The 26065-nt window shown below is 71.7% G+C and carries 23 protein-coding genes; 13 read left to right on the forward strand and 10 right to left on the reverse strand.

All coding sequences use genetic code 11. The features are described 5' to 3' along the window. Positions 1-322: 322 nt before the first annotated feature. The 4 genes from DWB77_RS24475 to DWB77_RS24490 form a co-directional block, all read right to left on the reverse strand. A complete protein-coding gene (locus tag DWB77_RS24475) occupies positions 323-1162 on the reverse strand; it encodes a VOC family protein (protein WP_120723284.1) in 840 nt (279 codons plus the stop codon). A gap of 126 nt (positions 1163-1288) precedes the next feature. After that, positions 1289-2086: a sugar phosphate isomerase/epimerase family protein gene (locus DWB77_RS24480; RefSeq protein ID WP_120728191.1), complete on the reverse strand. Its 798-nt coding sequence runs from the start codon at positions 2084-2086 to the stop codon at positions 1289-1291. 44 nt (positions 2087-2130) lie between these two features. Next, positions 2131-3285 carry a dihydrodipicolinate synthase family protein gene (locus DWB77_RS24485; protein WP_428985146.1) on the reverse strand — a complete coding sequence of 385 codons (1155 nt, stop codon included), beginning with the start codon at positions 3283-3285 and terminating at the stop codon, positions 2131-2133. Next, positions 3282-4436, reverse strand: coding sequence for a Gfo/Idh/MocA family protein (locus DWB77_RS24490; RefSeq protein ID WP_120723285.1), 1155 nt, complete (start codon positions 4434-4436; stop codon positions 3282-3284). The genes DWB77_RS24485 and DWB77_RS24490 overlap by 4 nt, the downstream gene beginning before the upstream one ends. A 213-nt stretch (positions 4437-4649) precedes the next feature. Between DWB77_RS24490 and DWB77_RS24495 the strand changes: the two genes are divergently transcribed. Beyond that, positions 4650-5690, forward strand: coding sequence for a LacI family DNA-binding transcriptional regulator (locus DWB77_RS24495; RefSeq protein WP_120723286.1), 1041 nt, complete (start codon positions 4650-4652; stop codon positions 5688-5690). 382 nt (positions 5691-6072) lie between these two features. On the opposite strand, the gene DWB77_RS24500 is transcribed toward DWB77_RS24495, so the two are convergent. Next, on the reverse strand, positions 6073-7227 hold the full coding sequence (locus DWB77_RS24500; RefSeq protein WP_120723287.1) for a CapA family protein: 1155 nt from the start codon (positions 7225-7227) through the stop codon (positions 6073-6075). Positions 7228-7421: 194 nt separating this feature from the next. Here DWB77_RS24500 and DWB77_RS24505 point away from each other — a divergent pair, with 194 nt between their 5' ends. Further along, complete coding sequence (locus tag DWB77_RS24505; protein WP_120723288.1) at positions 7422-7664, forward strand: hypothetical protein; 243 nt, start codon at positions 7422-7424, stop codon at positions 7662-7664. 141 nt (positions 7665-7805) lie between these two features. Here DWB77_RS24505 and DWB77_RS24510 read toward each other — a convergent pair whose 3' ends face one another. Further along, complete coding sequence (locus DWB77_RS24510; protein WP_120723289.1) at positions 7806-8360, reverse strand: DUF937 domain-containing protein; 555 nt, start codon at positions 8358-8360, stop codon at positions 7806-7808. Between the two features lie 356 nt (positions 8361-8716). On the opposite strand from DWB77_RS24510, the gene recD2 reads away from it, so the two are divergent. After that, on the forward strand, positions 8717-10939 hold the full coding sequence (gene recD2 / locus DWB77_RS24515) for an SF1B family DNA helicase RecD2 (RefSeq protein WP_120723290.1): 2223 nt from the start codon (positions 8717-8719) through the stop codon (positions 10937-10939). Between the two features lie 189 nt (positions 10940-11128). After that, positions 11129-12427 carry a citrate synthase gene (locus DWB77_RS24520; protein WP_120723291.1) on the forward strand — a complete coding sequence of 433 codons (1299 nt, stop codon included), beginning with the start codon at positions 11129-11131 and terminating at the stop codon, positions 12425-12427. 637 nt (positions 12428-13064) lie between these two features. On the opposite strand, the gene DWB77_RS24525 is transcribed toward DWB77_RS24520, so the two are convergent. The 4 genes from DWB77_RS24525 to DWB77_RS24540 all read right to left on the reverse strand — a co-directional run bounded on the left by DWB77_RS24525 (position 13065) and on the right by DWB77_RS24540 (position 15942). Then, positions 13065-13376, reverse strand: a complete 312-nt coding sequence (locus tag DWB77_RS24525) for a heavy-metal-associated domain-containing protein (RefSeq protein WP_120728195.1) — start codon at positions 13374-13376, stop codon at positions 13065-13067. Positions 13377-13587: 211 nt separating this feature from the next. After that, positions 13588-13788, reverse strand: a complete 201-nt coding sequence (locus tag DWB77_RS24530; RefSeq protein ID WP_120723292.1) for a helix-turn-helix transcriptional regulator — start codon at positions 13786-13788, stop codon at positions 13588-13590. 242 nt (positions 13789-14030) lie between these two features. Further along, on the reverse strand, positions 14031-15038 hold the full coding sequence (locus DWB77_RS24535; RefSeq protein WP_120723293.1) for a Gfo/Idh/MocA family protein: 1008 nt from the start codon (positions 15036-15038) through the stop codon (positions 14031-14033). Between the two features lies 1 nt (position 15039). After that, positions 15040-15942, reverse strand: a complete 903-nt coding sequence (locus tag DWB77_RS24540) for a sugar phosphate isomerase/epimerase family protein (RefSeq protein WP_120723294.1) — start codon at positions 15940-15942, stop codon at positions 15040-15042. A 392-nt stretch (positions 15943-16334) separates the two neighbouring features. Here DWB77_RS24540 and iolC point away from each other — a divergent pair, with 392 nt between their 5' ends. The 9 genes from iolC to DWB77_RS24595 all read left to right on the forward strand — a co-directional run bounded on the left by iolC (position 16335) and on the right by DWB77_RS24595 (position 26037). Further along, positions 16335-17276, forward strand: coding sequence for a 5-dehydro-2-deoxygluconokinase (iolC, locus tag DWB77_RS24550; RefSeq protein ID WP_120723296.1), 942 nt, complete (start codon positions 16335-16337; stop codon positions 17274-17276). Further along, the gene (locus DWB77_RS24555; RefSeq protein WP_120723297.1) at positions 17273-18160 is read left to right on the forward strand and encodes a Cgl0159 family (beta/alpha)8-fold protein; all 888 of its coding nucleotides are present in this window, start codon (positions 17273-17275) and stop codon (positions 18158-18160) included. The genes iolC and DWB77_RS24555 overlap by 4 nt, the downstream gene beginning before the upstream one ends. Positions 18161-18176: 16 nt before the next feature. After that, complete coding sequence (iolB, locus tag DWB77_RS24560; protein ID WP_120723298.1) at positions 18177-18992, forward strand: 5-deoxy-glucuronate isomerase; 816 nt, start codon at positions 18177-18179, stop codon at positions 18990-18992. Continuing rightward, positions 18989-20872, forward strand: coding sequence for a 3D-(3,5/4)-trihydroxycyclohexane-1,2-dione acylhydrolase (decyclizing) (gene iolD, locus DWB77_RS24565; RefSeq protein ID WP_428985147.1), 1884 nt, complete (start codon positions 18989-18991; stop codon positions 20870-20872). The genes iolB and iolD overlap by 4 nt, the downstream gene beginning before the upstream one ends. A 14-nt stretch (positions 20873-20886) precedes the next feature. Continuing rightward, entirely contained in the window at positions 20887-22389 is a 1503-nt protein-coding gene (locus tag DWB77_RS24570; RefSeq protein ID WP_120723299.1) for a CoA-acylating methylmalonate-semialdehyde dehydrogenase, read from the forward strand. An 80-nt stretch (positions 22390-22469) separates the two neighbouring features. Beyond that, positions 22470-22829: a type II toxin-antitoxin system Phd/YefM family antitoxin gene (locus DWB77_RS24575; protein WP_120723300.1), complete on the forward strand. Its 360-nt coding sequence runs from the start codon at positions 22470-22472 to the stop codon at positions 22827-22829. Continuing rightward, complete coding sequence (locus DWB77_RS24580; protein ID WP_120723301.1) at positions 22826-23392, forward strand: Fic/DOC family protein; 567 nt, start codon at positions 22826-22828, stop codon at positions 23390-23392. Before DWB77_RS24575 ends, DWB77_RS24580 begins: the two co-directional genes overlap by 4 nt. A 341-nt stretch (positions 23393-23733) precedes the next feature. Continuing rightward, positions 23734-25131, forward strand: coding sequence for an APC family permease (locus DWB77_RS24585; RefSeq protein ID WP_120728198.1), 1398 nt, complete (start codon positions 23734-23736; stop codon positions 25129-25131). 135 nt (positions 25132-25266) lie between these two features. Beyond that, the gene (locus DWB77_RS24595) at positions 25267-26037 is read left to right on the forward strand and encodes a maleylpyruvate isomerase family mycothiol-dependent enzyme (RefSeq protein WP_120723302.1); all 771 of its coding nucleotides are present in this window, start codon (positions 25267-25269) and stop codon (positions 26035-26037) included. Positions 26038-26065: the final 28 nt, after the last annotated feature.

Here is a 26065-nt window from a genome sequence, read left to right on the forward strand (position 1 = left end):
CGCGCCCCTAGCTACTCGGTGCTGGCCAGCACCTCAGCCTGTCATGGGGGTCCCCCCTGGCCCTTAAGGCCTTGGGGGAGATTGAGGACGAGCGCCGTTCAGGCGCGAACGGGGGTGCAGGGGGCGGAGCCCCCGCGGGGGTCTGGGGCGCAGCCCCAGGAGGCCCGGGCCATCCAACCCCCGTCACGGGCGGGCGGGTGGGCAAACGCGTTGGGGTCTGGGGCGGAGCCCCAGGGGCTCAGCCGGTTCAACCCGCTGCACGGGTGGGTGGGTGGGAAAACACGGCCCGGGGGCCGGGGCGGAGCCACGGGGAAAAGGGGGGCTACGCAGGGGTCATCTTCGGGGCGGCTCCAACCCGCTTGGCCATGTCAATAACCGCAAACCCCGCCCCCTGTGCATCCGCCACCGCCGCCATCCGCCCGAACGGGCTGTCCACCGGCCCGAAGTGAACCCGCCCCCCCAACCGCCGCACCGCGGCAACCGCCTCGTCACAGTCCGGGACACCGAAGTAGACCTGAACGTACGACGGGACCTCCGGCGGAAACTCGGAGCCCATGACCATCCGCCCCAGCGCCGGCTCCCCCGCACCGAGCGCGAAGACCTTGTAATCCATACCCGCACCCCCATCCCCACCCGGACCCTCACCCTCACCCGCGTCACTCATGTCCATCGTCTGGACCTGGAAGGGGAAGACCCGGGGCAGGAAGCCGTCCACCGCCGCCGCGTCCCGCGTGAAGACCTCCGCCCAGGCGAAGGCCCCCGGCTCCCCGGTCTTCTCGAAGCCCCGGTGATCGCCCGGCTGCCAGACGCCGAACACCGCACCGCTCGGCTCCTTCGCGATCAACATGGTGCCGAACGTACCGACCCGCATCGGTTCCATGAGCAGCTCACCACCCGCCGCCTTGATCTTCTCGCCGGTGGCCGCGGCGTCGGGCGAGGCGAAGTACAGGCACCACTGAGAGGGGGCGTCGGCGCCCGGCATCGGCGGGACCACGGCGGCGACCGCCTTGCCGTCGGAGTAGGCCTGCGTGTAGCTGCCGAACTCGCTCGCCGCCTCGCCGAAGGTCCACCCCAGGACCTCGGCGTAGAAGGTCTTGGCGGCTTCCAGGTCGGTGAACATCGCGTCCACCCAACAGGGGGCGCCTTCCGGGTACTCGGGCATGTCGATCGACTCCTGTGTCCTGTGCGGTGTGCCACGGCCGGGCCTGATGCGCGGCACTCTACGTCCGCGTACGACCACACTGAGGTGACACTCCGGGGGCGGCGCCGTGACAGGCGACCGCACGGGCTAAGCGAGCACCTCGCCGAACCGCCGGACCGTCTCCTCCAGCAGGGCCACCCCGTCGCCCGCCCACAGCGCGTCGTTGAACAGCTCCACCTCGATCGGACCCGGGTACCCCGCCGCGTCCACCAGCGAGCGCCACCGCGCCAGATCGACCGAACCGTCCCCGAGCTGACCCCGCCCGTTCAGCACCCCCGCCGGCAACGGCGTGACCCAGTCCGCCAGTTGGAAGGCGTGGATGCGCCCGGCCGCCCCCGCACGGGCCACCGCCGCCGGGGCCCGGTCGTCCCACCAGACGTGGTACGTGTCGACGACCACCCCCACCTGGGACGCGGGGAAGCGCTCCGCGATCGCCAGCGCCTGGTCGAGGGTGGACACCACACAGCGGTCCGAGGCGAACATCGGATGCAGCGGCTCGATGGCGAGACGCACCCCGCGCGAGGCGGCGTACGGGGCGAGGGACGACAGCGCGTCGGCGATCCGCTCCCGCGCGCCCGCCAGGTCCTTGGAGCCGGGCGGCAGACCGCCCGAGACGAGCACCAGGGTGTCGGTGCCCAGCGTCGCCGCCTCGTCGATCGCGGCCCGGTTGTCGGCGATGGCCGCCGCCCGCCCGGCCGCGTCGGCCGCCGTGAGGAAGCCGCCGCGACACAGCGAGGTGACCTCGACTCCGGCGTCCCGCACCAGCTTTGCCGTCGCGTCGAGCCCGTACCGCGCCACCGGCTCCCGCCACAGGCCGACCCCGCGCACGCCGAGCCGTACGCACGCCTCCACGAGGCCCGGCAGGGAAAGCTGCTTCACCGTCATCTGGTTGATGCTGAAGCGGACGGAGACAGCGGGAGGTGGGGCGGTCACTGGGGGACTCCTTGCACGGTCAGGAGGGACGTCATACGGGCCGCCGCGCGGGCCGGGTCCGGGAACAGGCCGAGCCCGTCGGCCAGTTCGTACGCCCGCGCCAGATGCGGAAGGGAGCGGGCGGACTGGAGACCGCCGACCATCGTGAAGTGCGACTGGTGGCCGGCCAGCCACGCCAGGAACACCACACCCGTCTTGTAGAAGCGGGTCGGGGCCTCGAACAGGTGCCGGGACAGTTCGACCGTCGGGTCGAGGAGGGCGCGGAAGGCATCGGTGTCGCCCTCGTCCAGGGCCCGTACCGCCCGTGCCGCCAGCGGGCCGAGCGGGTCGAAGATGCCCAACAGGGCGTGGCTGAAGCCCTGTTCGTCGCCCGCGATCAGTTCGGGATAGTGGAAGTCGTCTCCCGTGTAGCACCGTACGCCGTCCGGGAGGCGACGCCTCAGCTCCACTTCGCGGCGGGCGTCGAGGAGGGAGACCTTGATGCCGTCGACCTTGTCGGGGTGGGCGGCGATGACCTCCAGGAAGGTCTCGGTCGCCGCGTCCAGGTCGGTCGAGCCCCAGTAGCCGTCCAGCGCCGGGTCGAACATCGGGCCCAGCCAGTGCAGGATCACCGGCCCGGACGCCTGGCGGAGCAGGTCCGTGTAGACGGAGACGTACTCCTCGGGGGAGCGGGCCGACGCCGCGAGCGCCCGCGAGGCCATCAGGATCGGCTGCGCCCCGGCACCCTCGACGAGACCGAGCTGCTCCTCGTACGCCGCCGTCACCTGGGCCACATCGCCCGAGGTGAGCTGATCCGTCCCCACGCCGCACGCGATGCGGCCGCCAACCGCCTTGGCCTCGGCGGCACTTCGGGTGATCAGCTCGGCGGCGGCCGGCCAGTCCAGGCCCATGCCGCGCTGCGCGGTGTCCATCGCCTCCGCGACGCCGAGGCCGTGCGCCCACAGATGGCGGCGGAAGGCGAGCGTGGCCTCCCAGTCGACGGCGGCGGGCGAGTCGGGCGAGACGTCCGCGTACGGGTCGGCGACGACATGCGCGGCCGAGAAGACCGTACGGGACAGGGGCGCCGGGCCCGGGGCGAGGGAGAGCGGGTCCGCCCGGGGCTCGTACCGCACGGTCGTGCCGTCGGGGCGCGGCAGCAGCAACGGCCTCACAGGGCGATCTCCGGCACGTCCAGGCGGCGGCCCTCGGCGCAGGAGCGCAGTCCCAGCTCGGCGAGCTGGACGCCGCGCGCCCCGGCGAGCAGGTCCCAGCGGTAGGGCTCGTCGAGCACGACATGGCGCAGGAACAGCTCCCACTGCGCCTTGAACCCGTTGTCGAACACGTCGTTGTCCGGGACCTCCTGCCACTGCGCGCGGAACGACACGGTCGCCGGGAGGTCCGGGTTCCACACCGGCTTGGGCGTCGAACTGCGGTGCTGCACACGGCAGTTGCGCAGCCCCGCGACCGCCGAGCCCTCGGTGCCGTCCACCTGGAACTCGACGAGCTCGTCGCGGTTGACGCGTACCGCCCAGGAGGAGTTGATCTGCGCGACCGCACCGCCCTCCAACTGGAAGATCCCGTACGCCGCGTCGTCGGCGGTCGCCGCATACGGCTCGCCGTGCTCGTCCCAGCGGCGCGGGATGTGGGTGGCGGTGTGCGCGGTCACCGAGGTGACCCGGCCGAACAGTTCGTGCAGGACGTACTCCCAGTGCGGGAACATGTCCACGACGATGCCGCCGCCGTCCTCGCGGCGGTAGTTCCACGACGGGCGCTGGGCCGGCTGCCAGTCGCCCTCGAAGACCCAGTAGCCGAACTCGCCCCGCACGGACAGGATCCGGCCGAAGAAGCCGCCGTCGATCAGGCGCTTCAGCTTCAGCAGCCCCGGCAGGAACAGCTTGTCCTGGACGACGCCGTGCTTGACGCCGGCCTCCCGCGCGCGCCGGGCGAGACCGAGCGCCCCGGCCAGTGAGGTCGCGGTGGGCTTCTCGGTGTAGATGTGCTTTCCGGCCGTTATGGCCTTCCCGATCGCCTCCTCGCGGGCCGATGTCACCTGGGCGTCGAAGTAGATGTCGATGCCCGGATCGGCGAGGACCGCGTCCAGATCGGTCGACCACTCGGTGAGGCCGTGCTGATCGGCCATCGCCTTCAGTACGTGCGCACGACGGCCGACCAGCACCGGCTCGGGCCACAGCGTGGTGCCGTCACCGAGGTCGAGACCGCCCTGCTCGCGCAGGGCGAGGAGGGAGCGTACGAGGTGCTGGCGGTACCCCATGCGTCCGGTGACGCCGTTCATGGCGATCCGCACGGTCCTGCGTTCCGTCATCTGATCCCTCCGGGTGTGTGCCGAGACCCAACCGCATAGCAAGCGCTTTCTACAGGGTGGGACGCTAGCCTGCGCACTGCGCCTCGACAAGAGGCCGAGGGCCGAACGGCGCGCCCCCGCGCCCGCCGTTCACCTCGATGACGACGACGATGACTATGACTTCGACGATGACGGCATGGGGCTCGTCACGGCGCGACAGGTGCGGAGGCAGAGATGACAGCGACCCTGGCGGATGTGGCGGCCCGGGCCCAGGTGTCCCCGGCGACCGTCTCGCGGGTGCTCAACGGCAACTACCCGGTGGCGGCGGCCACGCGGGAGCGGGTGCTGCGCGCGGTCGACGAGCTCGACTACGTCCTGAACGGGCCCGCCAGTTCCCTCGCCGCGGCCACCTCCGACCTGATCGGCATCCTCGTCAACGACATCGCCGACCCGTTCTTCGGCATCATGGCCGGCGCCGCGCAGGCCGCGATCGGCGAGGAACGCGGGGCGCGCGAGAAGCTCTCCGTCATCTGCAACACGGGCGGCTCACCGGAACGCGAACTCACCTATCTGACGCTGCTCCAGCGCCAGCGCGCGGCGGCCGTCATCGTCACGGGCGGGGCGCTCGAAGACCCCGAGCACCAGGCCGCGGTGAGCGCCAAGCTCGCGCGGCTCGCGGACGCGGGGACCAGGATCGTGCTGTGCGGCCGGCCGCCGCTGCCCGGCGACAGCGTCACCGCGACCCTCGCCTTCGACAACCGGGGCGGCGGCCGGCGCGTCACCGAACACCTCATCGGCCTCGGCCACCGCCGGATCGGTTACGTCGGCGGCCCCACCGAGCGCACCACGACCCGGCACCGCCTCGAGGGCCACCGGGCCGCGTGGACGGTGGCCGGCCTGACCCTCGACGACCTGGTCGTCCACGGCTCCTACGACCGCCGCTCCGGGTACGACGGCGTACTCGAACTCCTGCGTCGGGAGCCGAAGTTGACGGCGGTGGTGGCCGCCAACGACACGGTCGCGCTGGGCGCGTGCGCGGCGCTGCGGGACCGGGGGCTCTCCGTCCCCGAGGACGTCTCGGTGGCGGGCTTCGTGGACCTCCCCTTCAGCGCGGATGCGGTGCCGGCGCTGACGACGGTGCGGTTGCCGTTGTACGAGGTGGGGGTTCGGGCGGGGCGGTTGGCGTTGGGGGTGGAGGTTGCGCCGCCGGGGGGTATCGCGACGGTCCACGGCGAACTGATGTCCCGCGCCTCCACAACCCCGCCCCGCCCCTAACCCCGGGAACGCCCGGGCGCGGGGCCCTTTTGCGCAGTTCCCCGCGCCCCCAAACCCCCTTTCATCCTCACACCGTGCGTGGCTGATCGCGCAGTTCCCCGCGCCCCCAAACCCTCGGTCGTGTGCGGACCGTGCCCGCTTCTCGCGCAGTTCCCCGCGCCCCTAAATGCTCGGTGCGGGCCAGCATGGACATCTTCAGCCCGTCCGGCGATTGAGGACGAGCGCCCTTAAGGCGCGAACGGGGTCTGGGGCGGAGCCCCAGGGGCCGGAACCAACCAACCCGCTGCACGGGCGGGTGGGTGGGCAAAGGGGCTCGGGGGCTGGGGCGGAGCCCCAGGGGGTGGGGCGCTGCGGGGGCAAATCCCCGGGCTGGGCGGAGCTGTTAGTGGGGGGCCGGGGTCAGGGACGCGCAGGGGCGGAGGGCGGCGAGGCGGTCCAGGACCGCCTTGGCCCCCACCCCCTGAAGGGGCATCGGCACACCCCGCCCATCAACCTCCGCCGGCACAAACCCCTGCCCAACCACCCGCCCCCCCGACACCGTCACCGTAGCGACCCCACTGTCATTGGAGTGCGGATAAGGCGACGTCCCGTACCAAAGCAGGTTGCCGAGCCCGTAGTTGACGTACGACGAGCCCAACATCCCCGACCCCAACATCACATGCGCATGCGTACCGACCACCACCGTCGCCCCCGCCGCCGCCAACTTCGCGGCGATGGACTTCTGTTCCGCCCCGGGGCAGCTCTGCCCCTCGGTGCCCCAGTGCAGATACACCACGACGACGTCCGCCCGCGCCTTCGCCCGCTTCACCGCGGCGACCAGCTTGGCCGCGTCGAGCGCGGAGGCGATGCCCGGCTTCTTCGGCCCGGCCCGGAACTTGTCGTTCGTCAGGTCCATGACCTGGCTCGCCGCGAGGACCGCGAGCTTCACGCCCCGGATCTCCTTCACGTACGGCTTGTACGCCTCGGCCTCGTTGGCCCCTATGCCGAGGACGGGGATGGGGGCGTGGTGGACGGCGTCCAGGGTGTCGGCAAGGCCCGCAGGGCCGTAGTCGACGGCGTGGTTGTTGGCCATCGACACCGCGTCGACGCCCGAGTCCCGCAGCGCGGTGAGCGCGGACGGCGGGGTGCGGAAGTGGTAGAGCTTCGGCTCCGCCGCGCCGCGCGTGGTGATCGCGGTCTCCAGGTTGACCATCGCGAAGTCGGCGCTCGCGACGGTCCTGGCTATCGGGCCGAGGGCCGGGTCGGCGGGGGTGGCGGCGAGCCGGGACGCGGTCCGCTCGGTGAAGTGGACGTCCCCGCCGAACGCCAGCGTGATCGTGCCCGCCGGAAGGTCCGGCGTGGGCACGGCCGTGACGGCGGGCGCCGCCTCGGGGCTCACCGGCGCGGACCGCTCGGCGGCGGACGCGGGCGCGGGCGACGACGACCCGGAGCACGCCGTGACCGACGTGGCCGCCGACAGGACGCCCAGCACCAGGGCGCAGGCCCGGGCGGTGGCAGTGTGACGGCTGAGGGCCCTGGGGCGGGCGGGGGCGGGCATGCGGCTCAGGGTATTCGCGCGGGCGTGCGAACCGGGGTGCGGGGTGCCCTTCGCCCTTCCCCGTGCGCCGGTCCGCCCCGGCGCGGCTCTGCCCCTACCGCGGCCCGGGGCCGATCGGGCGTACGCAGGAGCATGTGCGACCCGCTTGGGGGAAGTGATCCCAGGACGGGGAACGATCACGATCGGAGGCGGTCATGTCAGGATTTCTGGACCGGGCCAAGGAGCAGGCGCAGAGCGCGCTGAACCAGGGCAAGCAGAAGGTGGACGAGGTCCAGCAGCAGCGGGCCGGCAACGATCTGCTCAAGCGACTCGGCGCGGCGTACTACGCGGAGCGGCACGGCAGCGGCTCCCCGGAGGCCACGCAGCAGGCCCTCACCGCCGTACAGGCGCACATCACCGCACACGGAGACGCATTCCTGCGCGGAAGCGGAACCTGACCCCCCGAGTGCGCGCGGGCCGGGCACCCCGCCCGGCCCGCGCGGCCGGTTCCGACTTCAACACCCCTATTTAGTACGGCAGTTGAGGGACCAAGGCGGGGTGCTGGCCCTGGGCGGCCGGCGCCGGACGGCCGCGCCGCTCTACTTCCTTCCGCCCCCACCGCCGAAGATCTTGGACAGCAGCCCACCCAGGCCGCCACCCCCGCCCCCACCGGCGGCCCCGCCCTGCCCGGACGACTTCGACGCCGCCCGCTTGGTCAGGACCGCGAGGGCGGCCGGAAGCACCACCTCCAGCGCCTTGGCCACCGTGGCCGGCGGCAGGCCCGTCTTCTTGGCCACCACGTTCGCCACCGGTCGGGCCACCTTCGCCAGCACGCCCGCCGCGAGACCGCCGCTCAGCATTCCGCCGAGCCCGCCGCCCAGCGTGGCCACACCCTGCAAGGGGGCCTCCTGCGGCGGGGCCTCGGCGGCCGCCTCCGACACCGCCCGGCTCACCTCTTCGTGGTCCTCGGGCGGCAGCCCGCCCGACAGCGTGGACATCGTCGTACCGACCATGTCCCGCGCGCCGGCCGCGTCCGTGCCGAGCAGCCCGGCGACCCGCTGGAGCCCGTCGTCCCCCAGCTCGTCCAGGACGTCCTGGTGGAGGGAGGGATCGGAGGGCTGACGGTCGGCGGCGGGAGAGGGATTGTCGCTCATGCCGGAAACGCTACGTTCGGCCCGCTCCGTCGGCATGTCGAGCTTCCGGAAGAATTACCCCCCGCAGTCGTGCAACCCTCGGGCGGTGACGGAAGTCTTAAGGTGCGTCGGTGCTTCAGGGGAGGGATCCGGGGGGATTTCGGGAAGCGCCGACGGGGAGGGAAATCAAGGGGCCCGGTCGACGGGCCGGGCCCCCTTGAACCTCCTGCTCCGACGTCCTCCTCGAACGTCCTGCTCCGACATCCTCCTCGAACGTCCTGCTGAAGCTCCCGGTCGAACCTCCCGTGAAGTCCTGGACTCCCTTGCCGTGCAGCCTCGTTGCCCGCGTTGTCAGTGCGGGGCGGTAGCGTCGGGGCATGTCCAGTGTCACGGGTATGGCGGTGGTGGAAGGGGTCCTGGAGCGGATCACGTACGCCAACGAGGAGAGCGGATACACCGTCGCCCGGGTCGACACCGGCCGGGGCGGCAACGATCTGCTCACCGTGGTCGGCTCGCTGCTCGGCGCGCAGCCCGGTGAGTCGCTGCGCATGGAGGGCCGCTGGGGCTCCCATCCCCAGTACGGCAAGCAGTTCACCGTCGAGAACTACACGACGGTCCTGCCCGCCACCATCCAGGGCATCCGCCGCTACCTCGGCTCCGGCCTGATCAAGGGCATCGGCCCGGTCTTCGCCGACCGGATCACCCGCCACTTCGGCGCCGACACCCTCGACATCATCGAGCAGGACCCGAAGCGCCTGATCGAGGTGCCGGGCCTGGGCCCCAAGCGGACCAAGAAGATCGCGGCCGCCTGGGAGGAGCAGAAGGCCATCAAGGAGGTCATGGTCTTTCTGCAAGGAGTCGGCGTCTCCACCTCCATCGCGGTCCGCATCTACAAGAAGTACGAGGACGCCTCGATCTCCGTCGTGAAGAACCAGCCCTACCGGCTGGCCGCCGACGTCTGGGGCATCGGCTTCCTCACCGCCGACCGCATCGCCCAGGCCGTCGGCATCCCGCACGACAGCCCGGAGCGCGTCAAGGCGGGCCTCCAGTACGCGCTGTCCCAATCCACCGACCAGGGGCACTGCTTCCTGCCCGAGGAGCGGCTGATCGCGGATTCGGTCAAGCTCCTCCAGGTCGACACCGGGCTGGTCATCGAGTGCCTGGCCGAGCTCATCGCCGAGGAGGGCGCGGTGCGGGAAAGGGTCCCGGGGCCGGACGGGGGCGAGCCCGTCGCCGCCGTCTACCTGGTGCCGTTCCACCGCGCCGAGCTGTCCCTGGCCGCCCAGATCGGGCGGCTGCTGCGGACGGCTGAGGACCGGATGCCGTCCTTCGCCGACGTCGACTGGGACAGGGCGCTCCGCTGGCTCGCCGGGCGCACCGGGGCCGAGCTCGCGCCCGAGCAGCAGGAGGCGGTCAAGCTGGCCCTGACCAGCAAGGTCGCCGTGCTCACGGGCGGGCCGGGCTGCGGCAAGTCCTTCACGGTGCGCTCGGTGGTGGAGCTGGCCCGCGCCAAGAACGCCAAGGTGGTGCTGGCCGCGCCGACCGGCCGGGCCGCCAAGCGGCTGGCCGAGCTGACCGGCGCCGAGGCCTCCACCGTGCACCGCCTGCTCGAACTGAAACCGGGCGGCGACGCGGCGTACGACAAGGACCGTCCGCTCGACGCGGATCTGGTCGTCGTCGACGAGGCCTCCATGCTCGACCTGCTGCTCGCCAACAAACTCGTCAAGGCGGTGGCCCCCGGCGCGCATCTTCTGATGGTCGGCGACGTGGACCAGTTGCCGTCGGTCGGTGCCGGGGAGGTGCTGCGCGATCTGCTCGCCGAGGGCGGCCCCGTGCCCCGGGTGCGGCTGACGCGGATCTTCCGGCAGGCACAGGAGTCCGGCGTCGTCACCAACGCCCACCGCATCAACTCCGGCTCCCACCCCCTCACTTCGGGCCTGGACGACTTCTTCCTCTTCGTCGAGGAGGAGACGGAGGACGCGGGCCGCACCACCGTGGACGTGGCCGCCCGGCGCATCCCCGCGAAGTTCGGCCTCGACCCGCGCCGCGACATCCAGGTGCTCGCGCCCATGCACCGGGGCCCGGCCGGCGCCGGACACCTCAACGGCCTGCTCCAGCAGGCGATCACCCCCGCCCGGCCCGACCTGCCGGAGAAGAGGTTCGGCGGCAGGGTGTTCCGCGTCGGCGACAAGGTCACCCAGATCCGCAACAACTACGAGAAGGGCGCCAACGGCGTCTTCAACGGCACCGTCGGCGTGGTCACCGCGCTCGACCTCGACGAGCAGAGCCTGACGGTCCGTACCGACGAGGACGAGGAGGTGTCGTACGACTTCGACGAGCTGGACGAGCTGGCCCACGCCTACGCCGTGACGATCCACCGCTCCCAGGGCAGCGAGTACCCGGCGGTCGTCATCCCGGTCACCACCGGTGCCTGGATGATGCTCCAGCGCAATCTGCTCTACACGGCGGTGACCCGCGCCAAGAAGCTCGTCGTCCTGGTCGGGTCCCGCAAGGCGATCGGACAGGCAGTGCGTACCGTTTCCGCCGGCAGACGCTGTACCGCACTCGCTCACCGGCTGGCAGGGGGGCATTTGGTGTGAATCATCACCCCGAACTCCCCCGGACTTTCCTAACTGGTGCGAAGGGGGCAGGATGAGCAGGTTGACGGCACTGAGTGCCGTGAATAAGCCCAATGGGCGACCCCGAGTGCACTCTGCTGAGCCAAATGGGGGATGGTAGAGACAGTCAGGGCACCTCGAAGAAGAGGCACTACGTCGGTGAGGGATGACGTGAGCGAGAACGCGAACAACGCTGTAGTACTGCGGTTCGGCGATGGCGAGTACACCTACCCGGTGATCGACAGCACCGTCGGCGACAAGGGCTTCGACATCGGGAAGCTCCGAACCCAGACCGGGCTGGTCACCCTCGACAGCGGATACGGCAACACAGCCGCCTATAAATCCGCCATTACCTACCTCGACGGCGAGCAGGGGATCCTGCGCTACCGCGGGTACCCGATCGAGCAGCTCGCGGAGCGCTCGACCTTCGTCGAGGTCGCCTACCTGCTGATCAACGGCGAGCTGCCGACCGTCGACCAGCTCTCCAGCTTCAAGAGCGAGATCACCGGCCACACGCTGCTGCACGAGGACGTGAAGCGGTTCTTCGACGGCTTCCCGCGGGACGCCCACCCGATGGCGATGCTGTCCTCGGTGGTCTCCGCGCTGTCCACGTTCTACCAGGACAGCCACAACCCGTTCGACGAGAAGCAGCGCCACCTCTCCACGATCCGGCTGCTCGCCAAGCTGCCGACGATCGCGGCGTACGCGTACAAGAAGTCGATCGGCCACCCCTTCGTCTACCCGCGCAACGACCTCGGCTACGTCGAGAACTTCCTGCGCATGACGTTCTCGGTGCCGGCTCAGGAGTACGAGCTGGACCCGGTCGTCGTCTCGGCGCTGGACAAGCTGCTCATCCTGCACGCGGACCACGAGCAGAACTGTTCGACCTCCACCGTGCGTCTGGTCGGCTCCTCGCAGGCCAACATGTTCGCGTCGATCTCGGCCGGCATCTCGGCCCTGTGGGGTCCCCTGCACGGCGGCGCCAACCAGTCCGTCCTGGAGATGCTGGAAGGCATCCAGGCCAACGGCGGCGACGTGGACTCCTTCATCCGCAAGGTGAAGAACAAGGAGGACGGCGTCCGCCTGATGGGCTTCGGCCACCGGGTGTACAAGTCCTTCGACCCGCGCGCCAAGATCATCAAGGCCGCCGCGCACGATGTCCTCTCGGCCCTCGGCAAGTCCGACGAGCTGCTCGACATCGCGCTGAAGCTCGAAGAGCACGCGCTGAGCGACGACTACTTCGTCTCGCGCAACCTGTACCCGAACGTGGACTTCTACACGGGTCTGATCTACCGCGCCATGGGCTTCCCGACCGAGATGTTCACGGTCCTGTTCGCCCTCGGCCGCCTCCCGGGCTGGATCGCCCAGTGGCACGAGATGATCAAGGAGCCCGGCTCCCGCATCGGCCGCCCGCGTCAGATCTACACGGGCGAGGTACTGCGGGACTTCGTTCCGGTCGAGGGCCGCTGAGCCGGACTGCTGGGGGTCCGGGGGTTATCCCCGGGCTGACACAGCACGGGCGAGGTCCTGCGGGACTTCGTGCCGGTCGAGGGTCGCTGACCGTTCGGCCGTGCCCGAACCCCCGGTAACACGCCGGGAGTTCGGCTCCAGAAAGTCGGAAAGCGCCCCGCTGCCGATCCCCCCACGGGTCGGCAGTCGGGGCGCTTCCCTGTTTCCCGGTGCGGATTCCCCCCACGGGATCCGAGCCGGGGGTCTAGGCGGTCTGCCGGGGTACGTACCTGTCGGGTGGGCCGCTCAAAGCTCCCGACGTACGTGCCCCGGCCAACGCGTTGCCTGGAACGTCCCCCAAGACATTCCATGGACGTCCCCCAAGACATCCGTGGCATCGCCCACTTAGACTCCCGACCCCTCCCGATGGTTACCTCAAAACCTCTGTGATCTAGATCTCTTTGTGGAGGTCAGGTGAAGGAACGCAACCATAGGCAGTTGGGTACCACGAACACGGAGCCGAGCGCCATAGTTCCGCCCGCGATCATCGAATTCGGCGGGTCGGCACGGGCGGTGGCGGCCCGGTCGTGATGGGGTCGAATGCCCGAAAAGGCCGCCCTGGTGGGGGCGGCCGGACGGGAGGGGTGGGGGTGGCGGCTCAGGCGAGGCCGACCAGTTCGTAGCCCGCCTCGTCGACGGCGGCACGGACGGCCTCCTCGTCGAGCGGGGCCGCCGAGACCACGGTGACCTCGCCGGTGGCGGCGACGGCCTTCACCGAAGCGACACCCTCGATCTCGGAGATCTCGCCGGACACGGCGCCTTCGCAGTGGCCGCAGCTCATCCCGGAGACCCGGTAGACGGTGGTGACGGCGCCCACCTGGACGTCGGCCGCCTCACCGCCGTGGCAGGCACCGGCGGGCGAGCAGCAGGAACCGGTCGCGGCGACGGGGGTCTCGGTCTCGGCGGTCATGGCGTTCTCCTCTTCACGGGCGTACGGATCCATGGTGCATCAGGGGGGCCACGGTGCGGCCGCGCCGCCCTCACGCACAGCAGACTATACCCCTGGGGGGTATTGCGCGAGCGTCGTCGGCGCCCGGAGTGGCGCGTGGGCGCGTGCTGGTTGCCGGATGACGCGGGTGCGCGCGGTGTTAACGACGGAGCGCCCGTCCCGGTGTGCCCGTTCAATCGGCGCGGCGGCCACGGTTGCCGGGCCGCCGGGCGACCCAGGTGCGGATGGTGTCCGCGAACCAGTACGGTTTGCCGTTCTCCACCAGGTCCGGCGCCGGAAGAAGTCCGTGTTTGCGGTACGAGCGCACGGTGTCCGGCTGCACCCGGATGTGCGCGGCGATCTCTTTGTAGGACCAGAGCCGTCGGTCGGTCATGCAAGGCACCTCCCTGCGTGCGCCGCAGCGGCGGCCGGAAAGCCGTCGGGGGAGCTGCGCCGCGTTCGCTTGGCGATCACTCAGCCTGTGCCCGTTGAACGACGGAGAGTGAGGCCAGGGGGGCTCCTGTAGACCGCCTGTGACGCAAGACCCGCGTAACCGAGACATGTGTGACGGGAGGCGGATCCTTGTAACGGATGTGGCGTAGTGGGCGGTTGGGGCAAATGGGTGAACGCCCGGCGTTACGCGTACAGCGCCGGGCGCTCCGGCAGCTCCACGCCGACCCGCTCGCCGCACTCCTGGGCCCGCACCCCGGCCTCGCAGACCAGCGCCGCCGCATATCCGTCCCAGGCGCTCGCCCCCTCGACGCGGCCCCGCCGGATCCCGTCCACCCACGCCCGTACCTCACGGTCGTACGCCTCGGCGAACCGGACCGTGAAGTCCTCGGGGATGGCGCGGGCCGCACGCCCCGCGCCGCGTGTGACGAGCCCGGAGCCCGCGCCGATCGAGGCGGTGCCGCGCTCGCAGACCGCCTCGCAGTGCACCTCGTACCCGAAGCCGCAGTTCACGAAGATCTCGACGTCGACCACGACACCACCGGACGTCTCGAACAGGACGAGCTGGGGGTCGCCGAGCCCCTGCGGCGCGCCCGACGAGGGGCGCGGGCGCAGCACCTGGACGGCGGTGACCTCCTGCCCGAGCAGCCAGCGGGTGGCGTCCGCCTCGTGCACCACCGAGTCGCGGATCAGCATCTCGGTGGTGAAGAAGGGCGGCGACTGGGCGTTGCGGTGGCGGCAGTGCAGCATCAGCGCCCGCCCCAACTCGCCCTGTTCCAAGGTGCGTTGGAGCTCCTGGTACTCGCTGTCGTAGCGGCGCATGAAGCCCACCGTGACCAGGCGGCGGCCGAGCCGCAGTTCGGCCTCCATGACGCGCAGGGTGCCGGCCGGGTCGGGGGTGAGCGGTTTCTCGCACAGGACGGGCAGGCCGCGCGCGAAGGCCTCCAGGAGGGCGGCCTCGTGGGCCGGGCCCGAGGAGGCGATGAGGACCGCGGCCACGCCGGGCGCGTCCATCGCGGCCGCCGGGTCCGTGTGCACGGAGCAGCCCTCGATGCCCGCGGCCGCCTCGCGCGCCCGGTCCGCGTCCAGGTCGGCGACGGCGGCGACGCGCGCGCCGCCGATGACGGAGTCGATGCGGCGCACATGGTCGGCGCCCATCCGGCCGGTGCCGATGACGGCGATGCCCAGGCTCATCTCAGGCCCCACAGGAACGCAGGAAGGCGCGGGTGCGCTCGGCGATGGGCAGCGGCTTGTCCGGATCGCAGGGATACATGTCCTGCTCGACGATGGCGAAGAGCTCGACGTCCAGGGACTGGGCCGCGGCCAGGACCGGTTCGAGCGCGGGCACCCCGTGCGGCGGCTCGCACATCACGCCCTGGGCGACCGCCGGCCCGAACGGCGTTCCGGCGGACCGCACCTGAGCCAGCACCTCCGGATCCACCTGCTTGAGGTGGAGGTAGCCGATCCGCTCCCCGTACGTCTCGATCAGCTTCACGCTGTCGCCGCCGCAGTAGGCGTAGTGGCCGGTGTCCAGGCAGAGCGAGACCAGGTCGGAGTCGGTGGCGTGCAGGAAGCGGGCCACGTTCTCCTCGCTGTCGATATGGGTGTCCGCGTGCGGGTGCACCACCACGCGCAGGCCGTAGTGGTCCCGCACCTCGCGGGCCAGGCGCTCGGTCTGGCGGGCGAGGTCGCGCCACTGCGCGGCGGTCAGGGTGCTGTCCTCCAGGATCGCGCCGGTCTTGTCGTCGCGCCAGAAGGACGGGATGACCACCAGGTGCCGGGCGCCGACTGCCTGGGCCAGCGCCGCCACGTCCGAGACGTGCGCCCAGGTCTTCTCCCACACCGCCGGGCCGTGGTGCAGGCCGGTGAAGACGGTCCCGGCCGAGACCCGCAGCTCCCGTACGGCCGTCTCCTCGGTGAGGCGCGCCGGATCGGTGGGGAGATAGCCGTACGGTCCGAGTTCGATCCACCGGTAGCCCGCGCCCGCGACCTCGTCGAGGAAGCGCCGCCAGGGGACTTGGCGAGGGTCGTCGGGGAACCAGACGCCCCAGGAGTCGGGAGCCGAACCGATCCGGATGCGGGTCTTCGCCGTCGTCATGGGACCAGCCTTCCGGGGGCCCGCGAGAGGTGTCAAGGTCACGTCCGAATGTAAGGACAAAGATTGACAGGGGTGGGAGCGGGGGGCTAGACCTGGGGGAACCGGCGACGCGGCGACCCGGGCGACCCGGGCGACCCGAGGGGGCGTGCATGGACGAGGCTCCGTACGGCAGCGAGCGCGGCAGTGGGGGCCGTGGCCCCGAGCCGGAGGGTGCCGGCCCCGAGCCGGAGGGTGCCGGACCCGAGCCCGAGGGTGCCGGACCCGAGCCCGAGGGTGCCGGACCCGAGCCCGAGGGTGCCGGACCCGAGCCCGAGGGTGCCGGACCCGAGCCCGAGGGTGCCGGGCCCGAGGGCGACAGGGCCTCGGGTGACGCCCCCTACGACCTGATCACCATGGGGCGGATCGGGGTCGACCTCTACCCGTTGCAGACCGGGGTGTCGCTGGCCAAGGTCAGCTCGTTCGGGAAGTTCCTCGGCGGCTCGCCCTCCAACGTGGCGGTCGCCGCGGCGCGGCTCGGGCGGCGCGTCGCCGTCATCACGCGCACCGGGCGTGATCCCTTCGGGGAGTATCTCCGGGCGGAACTGGGCGAGTTGGGGGTGGACGCGCGCTGGGTGACGCCGGTCGACGGGCTGCCCACACCGATCACGTTCTGCGAGGTGTTTCCGCCGGACGACTTCCCGCTCTACTTCTACCGGCTACCCAAGGCGCCCGATCTGGAGCTGTGGGAACGGGAGTTGGACCTGGGGGCGATCCGCGCGGCGAGGATTTTCTGGATGACGGGGACGGGGCTGTGCGCGGAGCCCAGCCGGGCGGCGACGCTGGCCGCGCTGCGGGCGCGGGGGAGGGAGCCGGGCGGGGCCCGCCGCGCCACCGTCTTCGACCTCGACTGGCGGCCCATGTTCTGGGCGGACCCGCACGACGCCCGGCTCCACTACCGTGCCGCGCTCGCGCACGCCACCGTCGCCGTCGGGAACGTCGACGAGTGCGAGGTCGCCACCGGAGAGCGGGAGCCCCGGGCCGCCGCCGAGGCGCTGCTCGCCGCGGGAGTCGAGCTCGCCGTCGTCAAACAGGGACCCAAGGGCGTGCTGGCCGTGCACCGGGACGGGACGGCCGTCGAGGTGGCGCCGGTGCCGGTCGACGTGGTCAACGGCCTTGGCGCGGGCGACGCGTTCGGCGGGGCGCTCTGTCATGGGCTGCTCGCGGGATGGGAGGTGGAGCGCGTCATGCGGTACGCCAACGCCGCCGGGGCCATCGTCGCGTCCCGGCTCGCCTGCTCCTCCGCCATGCCGTACCCCGCCGAGGTCGAGCGCGTCCTGGAAGGCGGGCGGGCGTGAGCGCCGGGCTGGGCCCCGCGGGCCTCGCGCGGATCCGGGCCCGCCACCCCGAGGCGGTCGCCGAGGCCGCCGCGCGCCGGGTGCGCCGACCGCTGCTGCGCGGTGACGGCGGGCGGCTGATGGTGATCGCGGCGGACCATCCGGCGCGCGGCGCGCTCGGCGTCGGCGCCGACGGGCTCGCCATGGCCGACCGGGGCGATCTGCTCGACCGGTTGTGTCTCGCCCTGTCGCGGCCGGGCGTGGACGGGGTGCTGGCCGGCGCCGACGTCCTGGAAGACCTGCTGCTGCTCGGCGCCCTGGACGACAAGGTCGTCATCGGCTCCATGAACCGCGGCGGCCTCGCCGGGGCCGCCTTCGAGATGGACGACCGCTTCACCGGCCACCGCGCCCAGGACCTGGAGCGGCTCGGCTTCGACGCGGGAAAACTGCTGCTGCGCATCGACTACCGCGACCCGGGCTCGCTGGACACGCTGCACACCGCGGCCCGCGCCATCGACGCGATGGCCGAGCGGCGCCTGCCGGTGTTCGTCGAGCCGTTCATCTGCCACCGCCACGAGGGCGGGATCCGCACCGACCTGTCCGCCGGAGCAGTCACCCGCTCCATCGCCATCGCCTCGGGCCTGGCCGGCACCTCCGCGTACACCTGGCTGAAGGTGCCCGTCACCGAGAACCCCGACGACATGGCCGAGGTCATGGCCGCCAGTACGCTGCCCGCGGTGCTGCTCGGCGGCGACCTGGGGGACGACCAGGACACCGCCTTCGAGAAGTGGCGCGGGGCGCTGCGGCTGCCCACCGTGCAGGGGCTCGTCGCCGGGCGGTCGCTGCTCTATCCGGCCGACGGCGATGTCGCGGCGGCCGTCGATACCGCCGTCGGTCTGCTGTAAGGGGTAGGGATCGGACATGGATCAACGAGAACTGCTCGTACGGGCGGGGGAGAGCGCCCGCGACGCGTACGCCCTGGCCATCGGCCCGGAGCGGGGCGCCCTCGGCCACTCGTCCCTGCGCGTGCTCGACCTGCCGCCCGGGGGCACGCACGAGCTGGCCGCCGGGGACAGCGAGTGGCTCGTGGTGCCGCTCAGCGGTGGCTGCACGGTGCGCACGCGGGGAGAGGAATTCCAACTGCGCGGCCGTACCGATGTGTTCGAGGGCCCCACGGACTTCGCTTACGTACCGCGTGACGCGGACGCCCTGATCTCCTCCGGCGCGGGAGGCCGTTTCGCCCTGACAGGAGCGCGGTGCGAGCGACGACTCCCCGCTCGCCGCGGCTCCGCGCCGGAGGTGCCCGTCGAGACGAGGGGCTCGGGCAACTGCGCGCGCACCGTGCGCAACTTCGCCGCCGCGGACGCCTTCGACTGCGACCGGCTGATCGCGGTCGAGGTCATCACGCCCGGCGGCAACTGGTCCTCCTATCCGCCGCACAAGCACGACGAGCATCTGCCGGGCCGCGAGAGCGAGTTGGAGGAGATCTACTACTTCGCGTTCGAGCATCCGGACGGCTACGGCTACCAGCGGATCTCGCCGTCCCGCGACGGCGGCGCGGAGCTGCTCGCCGAGGTCCGCGCCGGTGACGCGGTGCTCGTGCCCAACGGCTGGCACGGACCGTCGATCGCCCGGCCAGGGACCGCCATGTACTACCTGAACGTGATGGCGGGACCGGGACCGGAACGGGAGTGGAAGATCTCCTTCCACCCCGACCACAGGGAGGGATACCAGTGAGCGCCACCACGCGCCGCCTCACCACCGCCCAGGCGCTGATCGCGTTCCTGGCCCGCCAGTACACCTCGTACGAGGGCGTCAACCACCGCCTGATCGCGGCGACTTGGGGCATCTTCGGGCACGGGAACGTCGCCGGGATCGGGCAGGCGCTGCTCGAAGCCGGGCGCGAAGCGATGCCCTTCTTCCAGGGCCGCAACGAGCAGGCCATGGTGCACGCCGCCGTCGGCTACGCCCGCCAGTCGGGCCGGCTCTCCACGCACGCGGTGACCACCTCCATCGGCCCGGGCGCCACCAACCTGGTCACCGGCGCCGCCCTGGCCACCGTCAACCATCTGCCGGTCCTGCTGCTGCCCGGCGACACCTTCGCCGCGCGCCCCGCCGACCCCGTGCTGCAACAGCTCGAAGTCCCGTACGCGGGCGATGTGTCGGTCAATGACTGCCTGCGCCCCGTCTCGCGCTACTTCGACCGCGTCTCGCGGCCCGAGGCGCTGATCCAGGCCGCCCTGAACGCGATGAGCGTCCTCACCGACCCCGCGAACACCGGCGCGGTCACGCTCGCACTGCCGCAGGACGTCCAGGCCGAGGCGTACGACTGGCCCGAGGAGTTCTTCCGGGAACGGGTGTGGCCGGTACGGGCCCCGGCGCCCGACACCTCCGAACTCATCATCGCGGCGGACGAGTTGAGGCAGGCGCGGCGGCCGCTGATCGTCGTGGGCGGCGGGGTGCGGCACGCCCGCGCGCAGGACGTCCTCGACGCCTTCGCCGCGGACACCGGCATCCCGGTCGCCGCCACCCAGGCCGGCAAGGGCGCGCTGGCCCACGACCACCCCCAGTCCGTCGGTGGCATCGGCCACACCGGTACGGCCGCCGCCGACGAACTGGCCCGCACCGCCGACGTGGTGCTGGGGATCGGCACCCGCTGGACCGACTTCACCACCGCCTCCGCCACCCTCTTCCAGCACCCGGACGTCCGCTTCGTCAACCTCAACATCCGGCCCGCCGACGCGCACAAGATGGGCGGTCGGCAACTCGTCGGCGACGCCCGCGCCGGACTGGTCATGCTGCACGAGGCACTGAAGGGGCATCGCGTACCGGATGAGTACGAAGCCGAGTGCGCCCGGCTGAAAGGGGAGTGGGAGCGGCGCGTCACCGCCGCGTACACCCCGCCGTCCGACGCGGCGCGCCCCACCCAGGCCCAAGTCCTCGGCGTACTCGACACCTTGGTCACCGGGGACGACATCCTGATCAACGCGGCGGGCTCGCTCCCCGGCGACCTGCACCAGCTGTGGCGGCCCCGCTCGCGCGACCAGTACCACGTCGAATACGGCTACTCCTGCATGGGCTACGAGATCCCCGCGGCGATCGGGGTCGCGCTCGCGGCGCCCGGCCGCCCGGTGTGGGCGCTGGTCGGCGACGGGACGTATCTGATGAACCCGACCGAAATCGTCACCGCCGTGCAGGAGAACATCCCCATCAAGGTGGTGATCCTCCACAACCACGGGTACGCCTCGATCGGGGGGCTCTCGGAGGCGGTGGGGGGTGAGCGGTTCGGCACGGCGTACCGGTTCCGGACCCCGGACGGTACGTACGGCGGCGCGGCGCTGCCGGTGGATCTCGCGGCCAACGCGGCCTCGCTCGGGATGCGGGTCCTGCGCGCCCGCACCGTGCGTGACCTGCGGGAAGCCCTGACCAGTGCGCGCTTCGCCGACGTTCCCACATGTGTCTACGTGGAGACCGAAACGCCCGACACAGTGTCGGGCCCGCCCCCCGCCCAGGCGTGGTGGGATGTGCCCGTGGCCGAGACCGCGACCCGTCGGTCGGCGGTCGCGGCCCGCGAGGAGTACGAACGGCACGTCACCGCCCGACGCCGCCATCTGTGAAGGAGCACTTGGACATGACGAAGACCGTCCACCACTGGATCGGTGGCAAGACCGTCGAAGGCACGTCGGGCAACTTCGGTCCGGTGACCGACCCGGCGACCGGCGCCGTCACCACCCAGGTCGCCTTCGCCTCGGCCGAGGAGGTGGACCGGGCGGTGGCCATCGCGCGAGCGGCCTACGTGACCTGGGGCACGTCCTCGCTCGCCCAGCGCACCACCGTGCTGTTCAAGTTCCGCGCCCTGCTCGACGCCAACCGGGACGCCATCGCCGAGCTGATCACCGCCGAACACGGCAAGGTGCACTCGGACGCGCTCGGCGAGGTCGCCCGCGGTCTGGAGATCGTCGACCTGGCCTGCGGCATCACCACCCAGCTCAAGGGCGAGCTGTCCACGCAGGTCTCCAGCCGGGTGGACGTGGCCTCCATCCGCCAGCCGCTGGGTGTCGTCGCGGGCATCACCCCGTTCAACTTCCCGGCGATGGTGCCGATGTGGATGTTCCCGATCGCCATCGCGTGCGGCAACACCTTCATCCTGAAGCCCTCGGAGAAGGATCCCTCGGCGTCGATGAAGATCGCCGAACTCCTCGCCGAGGCGGGGCTGCCCGACGGCGTCTTCACCGTCCTGCACGGCGACCGGGTCGCCGTCGACGCGCTCCTCGCCCACCCCGACATCGCGGCGGTCTCCTTCGTCGGCTCGACCCCCATCGCCCGCCACATCCACGCCACCGCCTCCGCCCACGGCAAGCGGGTCCAGGCGCTCGGCGGCGCCAAGAACCACATGCTGGTGCTGCCCGACGCCGACCTGGACGCGGCGGCCGACGCCGCCGTCTCGGCCGCGTACGGCTCCGCGGGCGAGCGCTGCATGGCGATCTCCGCGGTCGTCGCGGTGGGCGCCATCGGCGACGAGCTCGTGGAGAAGATCCGCGAACGCGCGGAGAAGATCAAGATCGGCCCCGGCAACGATCCCTCCTCCGAGATGGGCCCGCTGATCACCGCGGCCCACCGCGACAAGGTGGCGTCGTATGTGAAGGGCGCGGCGGCGCAGGGCTGCGAGGTCGTCCTGGACGGCACCGGCTACACGGTCGACGGCTTCGAGAACGGCCACTGGATCGGCCTGTCCCTCCTGGACCACGTGCCGACCACGTCCGACGCCTACCGCGACGAGATCTTCGGCCCCGTCCTGTGCGTGCTGCGCGCCGAGACGTACGAGGAGGGCCTGGCGCTGATCAACGCCTCCCCCTTCGGCAACGGCACCGCGATCTTCACCCGCGACGGCGGCGCGGCCCGCCGCTTCCAGCTGGAGGTCGAGGCCGGCATGGTCGGCGTCAACGTGCCGATCCCGGTGCCGGTGGGCTACCACTCCTTCGGCGGCTGGAAGGACTCGCTCTTCGGCGACCACCACGTCTACGGCAACGACGGCACGCACTTCTACACCCGCGGCAAGGTCGTCACCACCCGCTGGCCGGACCCGGCGGACGACCCGTCGGGCGTCGACCTGGGGTTCCCGCGCAACCACTGAGTGCGGGGCCCTCGACGACTGCACCCATTCCTGTACAGATTTCAGTACAGGAATGGGGGCAGCCGACGTAGCATGGGCCCATGGAAAAGATTCCTGACGTCGTCACGGTCAGCGACGCACGCGTGGGGCTGTCCCGGATGCTCGCCGACTTGGAACACGAGGGTGCGGCGGCCGAGCCGGTCCTCATCGGTGCGCACCGCAGGCCCCAGGGAGTGCTTCTCTCGGTGGCGGCATTCGAGAGGCTGAGTGGCCGAACGGCCCGGCAGGCCGCCGCCGACTCCGCCACGGGTTCGCTGGCGGCCGAGGGGCTGACGGTCACCGAGGCAGCGGGGCGCGACACAGAGGCATACGTGAGCGGACAGCTGTCGGCCGATGAGCTCGTGGCCCGGGCGGTCGCGCGTCACTCGACCGCGCCGGCGACCGCGAGGCGGGCTGGGTGATCGACCCCTATCTCCACCCGAGCGGGGTGCTGCGCAACCGGCTCGGCCTCACCGACCCGGACCTGTTGGCTCAGGCGGAGGCGGACATCACCCACGCCGAACTGGTCCGGCTCGGTGAGCGTCCCCTGGCCGGGGCGTACGACCTGGGGCATCTGCGGGCCTTCCACGTCGCGATCTTCGGTGCTGTCTACCCGTGGGCAGGTGAACTCCGGGTGGTGGAGATCTCCAAGCGCACCCCGTTCTGTCCTTCCGCCACCCTGGTCTCCTTCGGCGAGGAGGTCTTCGGGCGATTGGCGTCCGCCGGTCACCTGCGGGGCCTGGGCCGCGCTGAGTTCGCTGACGCCCTTGCCGAGCTGTACGGCGACCTGAACGCGCTGCACCCGTTCCGCGAGGGCAACGGCCGCACCCAGCGCGCCTTCTGTGCGCAACTGGCTTCGGACGCGGGGTACGAGCTGGACTGGGCCGGCATGGACCCCGCGGAGAACGAGTACGCGAGCATCAAGAGCTACCTGGGTGACAACGGGCCGTTGTCGCGCATGCTGGCCGCCTTGCTGGGGCCCTGAGCCACGACCCGGCCGGCCCGGTGCGCGCGCTGGTGGTCGCGCTGGGCGGCTGAGAGTGGCCCGCGGCGTCCGTACCGCGGAAAGTTACGGACGAACTTCGGCGTGGGCGCTGCGGTTCCCGCACCCCGTGAACATGGTGCCTTGACACGTCCTTAACGCCGAAAACCGACGTGCGGACGTACCGGATCTTCGGATTCCGCAGGTAACCAGCTATTGACCTGCGGTTCTTCGAAGGATTGCATATCGGCAACCCGGGAGCCGCCGAACCACATCACCACCCGCCTATGGAGGCGATACCGCTCCCGAGCATCGGAACCGCACCAGTCGATCGGAACCGCACGATGACGGAAACGCTCAGCGCCCCCCAGGCGCTCGCCCCCGCGACCGGCCCCACCCCGCAAAAGCTCAAGCGGTCCATCGGCGTGGTGGGCGGCACCCTCCTCACGCTGTCCTGCGTGACGCCCGCCTCCACCCTCTTCGTCGTCGTGCCCGACCTCTTCGCGACGCTCGGCACCTACACCGCGCTCACCATCGCGATCGGCTCGCTGCTCTGTATCGGCGTGGCGTTCTGCTACTCCGAGCTGGGCACCCTCATTCCCAGCGCGGGCGGCGAGTACGCAATGGTGTCGACGATGGCGGGACGCCTCGCGGGGTGGCTGGTGTTCGTGCTGTCGCTGCTCGTGGTGATGATCGTGCCGCCCGTCATCGCGATGGGCACCGCCGACTACCTCGCCCCGATCGTGCACATACCCGCACCCCTCGCGGGCGCCGGCGTCATGCTGCTCGCCACCCTGGCCGGCCTGCTCGACCTGCGCGCCAACGCCTGGATCACCGGAATCTTCCTGGTGCTCGAAGTCATCGCGGCCGGTGTGGTCGCCGTACTCGGCTTCGCCCACAGCGAGCGCGGCGCCTCCGCCCTCGTACACGGCTCGGTCGCGGGCGACAGCGGGGCGCCCTCCACGGTCACCGCGATGATGGTGATCTCGGGGCTCGCCATCGCCCTCTTCATCACCCAGGGCTTCTCCACCGCCGTCTACCTCTCGGAGGAGCTGGAGCACCCCCGGCGCAACGTCGCCCGCACCGTGCTCGCCACGCTCGCCATCTCAACGGCCGTGATCCTGCTGCCCGTTGTCGCCATCACCGTGGGCGCGCCCGACCTCGCCGCCCTCACCAGCGGCAACCTCAGCGAGATGGTCACCGCCTGGTCGAACTCCGCGGTGGGCACCTTCGTCAGCCTCTGCGTCGCCCTCGCGATCATCAACGCGGGCATCGTCATGGTCATCCAGAACTCCCGCGTCCTGTTCGCCTCCGCCCGCGACAAGGCCTGGCCCGAGCCGGTCAACCGGGGCCTGTCCCGGCTCGGCCGGTTCGGCTCCCCGTGGGTGGCCACCCTCCTCGTCGGCGTCCCCGGCGCGGGCCTGTGCTTCGTCAAGCTCGACACCCTCTACGGCGTCACCGGCGTCTCCGTCACCGCGATGTACCTCCTGGTCGCCGTCGCCGCCCTGCTCTGCCGACGCGGCGCCCACAAGGACGTCCCGGCCTGGCGGATGCCGCTGTGGCCTGCGGTGCCGGTCCTGCTCATCGTCGTACTCGCCTACATCCTCACCCAGCAGGAGACCCAGTACCTGCTCTGGACCGGCGGCATCACCGCCGCGGCCACGCTGTACTGGGCGCTCTACCTGCGGCCGCGCCGCGCGACCCGCTGGCTCGTCAGCATCCCCGAGGACGCCCAGGCCTGAGTCCGGGGTCAGGCCCCGGGCCTGGGTTCGGGTCCGGGCCTGGGTTCGGGGCCGGCCCCGGGCCTGGGTTCGGGGCCCGTCCGGCGCACCCACGGCGACCGGCCGGGCCGGCCGGACAGCGCCTAGGGTGACGGCATGACGATCGACCACGACAGATACTGCGACGAACTGGTCCGCCAGACCGCCGAGTTGAGGGCCACCCTGTCCGGCGCCGACCTCTCGGTGACGGTGCCCACCTGCCCGGACTGGACGCTGCGCGAGCTGGCCACGCACGTGGGCCGGGCCCACCGCTGGGCCGGCCGCATCGTGAGCACCAAGGCCACCGAACCGGTCCCGCCGAAGGAGGTGCCCGGCGGCAAGGGCCCCGAGGGCGACGATCCGGCCGCCCTGGACGCCTGGCTCGCCGAGGGCGCCGAGAGCTGCGCCGCGGCCCTGCGCGAGGCCGGGCCCGACCTGTCGGTGTGGTCCTGGGCGGGCGAGACGACCGCCTCGTTCTGGTCGCGCCGGATGACCCACGAGACCGCCGTGCACCGCGCCGACGCGGCCGGCACGGTGGGCGCCCCCTACACGCTGCCCGCCGACGTGGCGGCCGACTCCCTCGACGAATGGCTCGACCTCATCACCTTCGTCCAGTCGTTCAAGCAGTCCGAGGCGCCGCTCGGCGAGCCGGGCCAGTCCCTGCACCTGCACGCGACCGACGTCCCCGGTGCCGAGTGGCTCATCGAGATCGGCGAGCAGGGCTTCACCTGGCGGCGCGCCCACGCCAAGGCGACGGTCGCGGTGCGCGGCCCCCTCACCGACGTGCTGCGCGTCTTCCACCGGCGGCTGCCCACCGACACCCCGACCGTCGAAATCCTCGGAGAGGCGGCCGTGTTCGACCACTGGCTGGCCACGACCGCGTTCTGACCCGCCCGCCACACCGGTCCGGCGGGCC

The organism is Streptomyces hundungensis (genome assembly GCF_003627815.1).
Classification (GTDB): Bacteria; Actinomycetota; Actinomycetes; order Streptomycetales; family Streptomycetaceae; genus Streptomyces; species Streptomyces hundungensis_A.

Excerpts from the sequence above, each read along its gene's own strand:
- DWB77_RS24510 (WP_120723289.1), bottom strand. The coding sequence starts at position 8,360 with ATGAGCGACAATCCCTCTCCCGCCGCCGACCGTCAGCCCTCCGATCCC.
- DWB77_RS24595 (WP_120723302.1), top strand. The coding sequence starts at position 25,267 with ATGACGATCGACCACGACAGATACTGCGACGAACTGGTCCGCCAGACC.
- DWB77_RS24495 (WP_120723286.1), top strand. The coding sequence starts at position 4,650 with ATGACAGCGACCCTGGCGGATGTGGCGGCCCGGGCCCAGGTGTCCCCG.
- DWB77_RS24540 (WP_120723294.1), bottom strand. The coding sequence starts at position 15,942 with ATGACGACGGCGAAGACCCGCATCCGGATCGGTTCGGCTCCCGACTCC.
- DWB77_RS24525 (WP_120728195.1), bottom strand. The coding sequence starts at position 13,376 with ATGACCGCCGAGACCGAGACCCCCGTCGCCGCGACCGGTTCCTGCTGC.
- DWB77_RS24490 (WP_120723285.1), bottom strand. The coding sequence starts at position 4,436 with ATGACGGAACGCAGGACCGTGCGGATCGCCATGAACGGCGTCACCGGA.
- iolB (WP_120723298.1), top strand. The coding sequence starts at position 18,177 with ATGGATCAACGAGAACTGCTCGTACGGGCGGGGGAGAGCGCCCGCGAC.
- DWB77_RS24500 (WP_120723287.1), bottom strand. The coding sequence starts at position 7,227 with ATGCCCGCCCCCGCCCGCCCCAGGGCCCTCAGCCGTCACACTGCCACC.
- DWB77_RS24505 (WP_120723288.1), top strand. The coding sequence starts at position 7,422 with ATGTCAGGATTTCTGGACCGGGCCAAGGAGCAGGCGCAGAGCGCGCTG.
- recD2 (WP_120723290.1), top strand. The coding sequence starts at position 8,717 with ATGTCCAGTGTCACGGGTATGGCGGTGGTGGAAGGGGTCCTGGAGCGG.
- DWB77_RS24475 (WP_120723284.1), bottom strand. The coding sequence starts at position 1,162 with ATGCCCGAGTACCCGGAAGGCGCCCCCTGTTGGGTGGACGCGATGTTC.
- DWB77_RS24570 (WP_120723299.1), top strand. The coding sequence starts at position 20,887 with ATGACGAAGACCGTCCACCACTGGATCGGTGGCAAGACCGTCGAAGGC.
- DWB77_RS24530 (WP_120723292.1), bottom strand. The coding sequence starts at position 13,788 with ATGACCGACCGACGGCTCTGGTCCTACAAAGAGATCGCCGCGCACATC.
- DWB77_RS24480 (WP_120728191.1), bottom strand. The coding sequence starts at position 2,086 with ATGACGGTGAAGCAGCTTTCCCTGCCGGGCCTCGTGGAGGCGTGCGTA.
- DWB77_RS24585 (WP_120728198.1), top strand. The coding sequence starts at position 23,734 with ATGACGGAAACGCTCAGCGCCCCCCAGGCGCTCGCCCCCGCGACCGGC.
- DWB77_RS24575 (WP_120723300.1), top strand. The coding sequence starts at position 22,470 with ATGGAAAAGATTCCTGACGTCGTCACGGTCAGCGACGCACGCGTGGGG.
- DWB77_RS24535 (WP_120723293.1), bottom strand. The coding sequence starts at position 15,038 with ATGAGCCTGGGCATCGCCGTCATCGGCACCGGCCGGATGGGCGCCGAC.
- iolC (WP_120723296.1), top strand. The coding sequence starts at position 16,335 with ATGGGGCGGATCGGGGTCGACCTCTACCCGTTGCAGACCGGGGTGTCG.